Origin of the sequence: Ruminococcus callidus ATCC 27760 (assembly GCF_000468015.1) — a bacterium.
In the GTDB taxonomy this organism is placed as follows: Bacteria; Bacillota; Clostridia; order Oscillospirales; family Ruminococcaceae; genus Ruminococcus_C; species Ruminococcus_C callidus.
In genome coordinates this window covers 69,068-73,501 of record NZ_KI260336.1, presented here as the reverse complement: position 1 = coordinate 73,501, position 4,434 = coordinate 69,068, and the positions used below count along the sequence as shown (strand labels likewise).

Annotated in this window: 2 protein-coding genes; both read right to left on the bottom strand. The window is 53.4% G+C overall.

Translation table 11 applies throughout. The features are described from left to right. Positions 1 to 483: 483 nt before the first annotated feature. Positions 484 to 2,286, bottom strand: a complete 1,803-nt coding sequence (gene lepA / locus RUMCAL_RS03865) for a translation elongation factor 4 (protein ID WP_021681234.1) — start codon at positions 2,284 to 2,286, stop codon at positions 484 to 486. Between the two features lie 123 nt (positions 2,287 to 2,409). Next, positions 2,410 to 4,353: a hypothetical protein gene (locus RUMCAL_RS03860; RefSeq protein WP_040646871.1), complete on the bottom strand. Its 1,944-nt coding sequence runs from the start codon at positions 4,351 to 4,353 to the stop codon at positions 2,410 to 2,412. Positions 4,354 to 4,434 lie beyond the last annotated feature (81 nt).

Sequence of the window (4,434 nt, the reverse complement as noted above, 5' to 3'; positions counted from 1 at the left end):
TTGTGAAATCGGTTGTACATGAAAGATGATAAACGGATAAACTTGCAAACGCCGTACAAAATAAGGTTACCCGCCTGCACAAGCAACATCTCAAAGAACCAACACTGCAAATACAGGCAAGGGCAACCACCGGCGTTGGCAAGCCCCAGGCGGACAGCGAGTGCAACGAGCGAATTCCGCCGGACGGTTTCAGTTCGGCTGCACTAGAAGCTGCACTTCATGTAGGAACCCCTCCACCGCCTAACGGCGGTCCCCCTCGTACTGAGCGGTCCCCTCTGCCCTGCGGGCATCTCCCCACCCCGTGGGGAGTCACCCCTTTCAGGGGAGGCTTATTTACAGCATGCAAACAAGCTGCACTTCGCGGCTGACGCGGGGCGATGTAGGCATTGCCCACTACACATTCCAAGCAAAAACAAAAACAGGCTGTTGTACCTCTTGCACCGGTACAACAGCCTGTTCTATTTCTACAAATTCGCCGCGTGCTTAGTCATCACTGTCCAGCTTCAGCACGCTCATAAATGCTTCCTGCGGAACTTCTACCGAGCCCAGCTGCCGCATTCTCTTTTTACCCTCTTTCTGCTTCTCCAGTAGCTTTTTCTTACGGGTAATGTCGCCGCCGTAGCACTTGGCAAGCACGTCTTTCCGCATGGCCTTGATGGTTTCTCTGGCAATGACCTTGCCGCCGATCGCCGCCTGTACCGGCACCTCAAACAGCTGCCGCGGAATGTTCTCTTTCAGCTTCTCCACGATTTTTCTTGCCCGTTCGTATGCCTTGTCGGTGTGAATGATAAACGACAGAGCATCGACAATTTCGCCGTTCAGCAGTACGTCCAGTTTCACCAGCTTGGATTCCATATAGTCGCTGACTTCATAATCAAAAGATGCATAGCCGCGGGTGCGGGATTTCAGCACATCAAAGAAGTCGTACACAATTTCATTCAGCGGCAGCACATAGTGCAGGGACACGCGGGTGTCGTCCAGATACTGCATATTGACAAACACGCCGCGGCGGTTCTGGCAGAGTTCCATGACATTGCCCACAAAGTCCGCCGGTGTCAGGATCTCCGCCTTGACCATCGGTTCTTCCGCTTTGGCGATCACTGCCGGATCCGGATAGTTGGTGGGGTTGTCAATGTACTGTACTTCCCCGCTGGTCAGGGTGACACGATAGATAACAGAGGGAGCAGTGGTGATCAGATCCAGATTATACTCCCGTTCCAGACGCTCCTGAATAATCTCCATGTGCAGCAGTCCCAGAAAGCCGCAGCGGAATCCGAAGCCCAGTGCAATGGAAGTTTCCGGCTCAAAGGAAAGGGACGCGTCATTCAGCTGTAACTTTTCCAGTGCGTCCCGCAGGTCGCCGTAGCGTGCACCGTCTGCCGGATAGATACCGGAAAAGACCATGGGGTTGACCTTGCGGTAACCGGGCAGCGGTTCTGCACAGGGGCGGTCTGCATGGGTGACGGTATCACCTACGCGGGTATCGCCGATGCTCTTGATCGAAGCGGAGAGGTAGCCAACTTCGCCTGCACGAAGCACACCATCGTTGACCAGCGTGTTCGTTGTCATATAGCCGGCTTCCACAATGGTGAATTCCGCACCGGTCGCCATCAGCTTAATGGTATCCCCGACCTTGACGGTACCCTCTTTGACGCGGATATAGATGACAACGCCCTTATAGGCATCATAATAGCTGTCGAAGATCAGAGCCTGCAGCGGAGCATCCGGATCGCCCTTGGGTGCCGGAATGTCCGTCACAATTTTTTCCATGACGGCTTCGATGTTGATGCCTGCCTTTGCGGAGATCCGCGGGGCATCTTCTGCGGGAATCCCGATCACATTTTCGATCTCCTCGCAGACACGGTCAGGATCTGCAGCAGGCAGGTCGATCTTGTTGATAACCGGCACTACTTCCAGATCGTGTTCGATTGCCAGATAAGTATTTGCCAGTGTCTGGGCTTCGATGCCCTGTGAAGCATCGACTACCAGAATCGCACCCTCACAGGCGGCAAGGCTGCGGGAAACCTCATAGTTGAAGTCCACGTGACCGGGGGTGTCGATCAGGTTGAACACATAGGTTTCCCCGTCCTTGGCACGATAATTCAGACGGACTGCACGTGCCTTAATGGTGATTCCCCGTTCCCGTTCAATATCCATGTTGTCCAGGATCTGTTCTTCCATGTCCCGCTTGGCAACGGTATAGGTCTGTTCCAGAATCCGGTCTGCCAGTGTGGACTTGCCGTGGTCAATATGAGCAATGATGCAAAAATTGCGGATATGTTCCATTCTATGATCTTCCTTCCATTTGAGCCGAGCCGGCTCTGTTCCGAAATTACTCCATGGTATATTATAACGGTTTTTCAGGAGATTGTCAAGGCACAGCTTTCCCGCCGCCGCAGGAGCATGCAGTTACGTGGGATTTTTCAGCGTGGGCAGGTGGCTGGGGAGATACCCCAGCACAATTTTTTGCAGTTCCTCGTTCCAGCAGAAATACAGACGTGCCAGTCCCTTTGCCTTGATGCCGTACTTGATGTGCATGTCCAGCAGATACTTCCGGTCGTCCACCTGTGCCAGATAATCTTCCCGATGCACCCGCAGGGTTTCCGCCCCGCAGCGGGACACGTCCCAGCAATATCGCTGACCATACAGTTCCAGCAGTTCCTCGCTCAGGTTCCCCTGCCGGAACTTTCCATAGGCACTCAGATAGAGGATACCGTCACAGATCACTGCCAGATCCAGCTTGCTGCTGAATTTCCGCAGACTGTTTCTGGCACGCTGGGTAAAGATCAGGCTGTCCGAGAAATGCTTTTCCGCCCACTCTGGAATGGCTTCCTTGTCTGTGGGGAATGTCGCGGCAATGTCTGCCTTTTCCCGATAGAACTGCACGATCTCCGTAGACTGCTGATAGGAATTTTTTTTCGAATCGTATTCCTGTTCCAGAACCCGATACGCCGCATTCCGCCGTTCCAGTTCCGCTTCTTTTTCTGCCAGCTGCTTCTGATAGATTCGCAGCTGTTCCCCATTCATACGCATATCCGTGTTCTGCTGGGTAAAATCTTTCAGCTGGTTTTTCAGCTCGTCGTTTTCCTGCTGTAAGATGCGGCAGCGTTCCTCCAGCGAAAGGGTTTCCTGCTGGCTGTCCTGCAATACTGCCAGCCGTGCATCTGAATGAAACAGGATCCTGCCAAATGTAAAGGCTCCGCGTTTGAGCATCTGCCGCAGTTCCTGCTTCCGCTGGCGAGAAAAGCCGTCCATGTCCCTGGCGTACTGGGCATAGGAATAGCGTTCCGCCGTACTGCCGTGCCGAAGGATCAGCATGTCCCCCTCCTGCAACGCAAGCTTATACTTGCGGGAAAATTCTTCCAGACAGCGGTGCTCCACGAAACAGACCACCCCGAACCCCAGCAGCTTTTCCGCCAGTTTCTCAAACGGAAATACCGGCAGTTTCTCCGTCGTTTCCGCCTTTGCCGGCGAAGCTGCTTCCGGTTTGAGTTTCATCTTGCTGCTGACATGCCGCTTGACACGGCGGTTCAGCGGCTGCTGTAGATTTTTGGTCACAGTCGATTCCGCTTCATTCATCTGCACATTGCGGTCATAAAAGTGCAGCATGTCGTTATGGGCAGAAAGCTCTGCGGAAAAGGACTGTAGTTTCGGCACAGCTGAAACGTCCAGCTGCTCCAGATCCAGCTTTTTCTGCACTGTACCGCTGTCCGCCACAACGACCAGGGGCATGTCGAAATCTGCTGCGTGACAGAGAGCATCAAAGTAGGCAATGTCGCTTTTCTTCCGAATCTCCATGGCTTTTCCGTTCAGCAGAAAACCGTTTTTGAGAAATCCCACATGGGGATTCTGTGCCAGTGCCGGAATGATCATAGGACGGAACACTTCACAGGGAGCCGTGCTGTCTGACGGTTCAGAACAAATGGTGCGGACACCCACTTCCACATCGTCCTTGCAGAGCAGGAAAGAGATCTCGGTTTCAAAAATTCTGCCGCTGACCGCAGGACGTTCCTGCGGAGTACCCAGATTGGCACCAATGTCCGGCTCAGTGATCTGAAACGACCACAGCCCGCGGTTTTCCAGATAAATCACATCGACAGCCGCCCCCACCGAGGAGTGAAACGAGTGCAGCTGCTGCATGGAAAAGGCTTCATATTGTGCCGGCTCCGGTGTGCAGATGTCCTCCGGCAGGCTGCTGAATTTTTTCAGGCGGGAACGGAGCCAATGCAGGGTTTCCAGCACACAGATGCAGAAAACCTGTTCCGCAGGCAGTTTTTTCTGTGCCGTTCTGGCGTGGAATTGATAGGTAGGATAACGCTTGGTGGGCTGTAGGTTGGTAGTCTGATATTTCATGTACATCTCTCCTTTTCCGGAATGATTTATGCGGTGCTGCCGTTATTGGCAATACCGCACAAAGATTGTGCGGCAGATGCG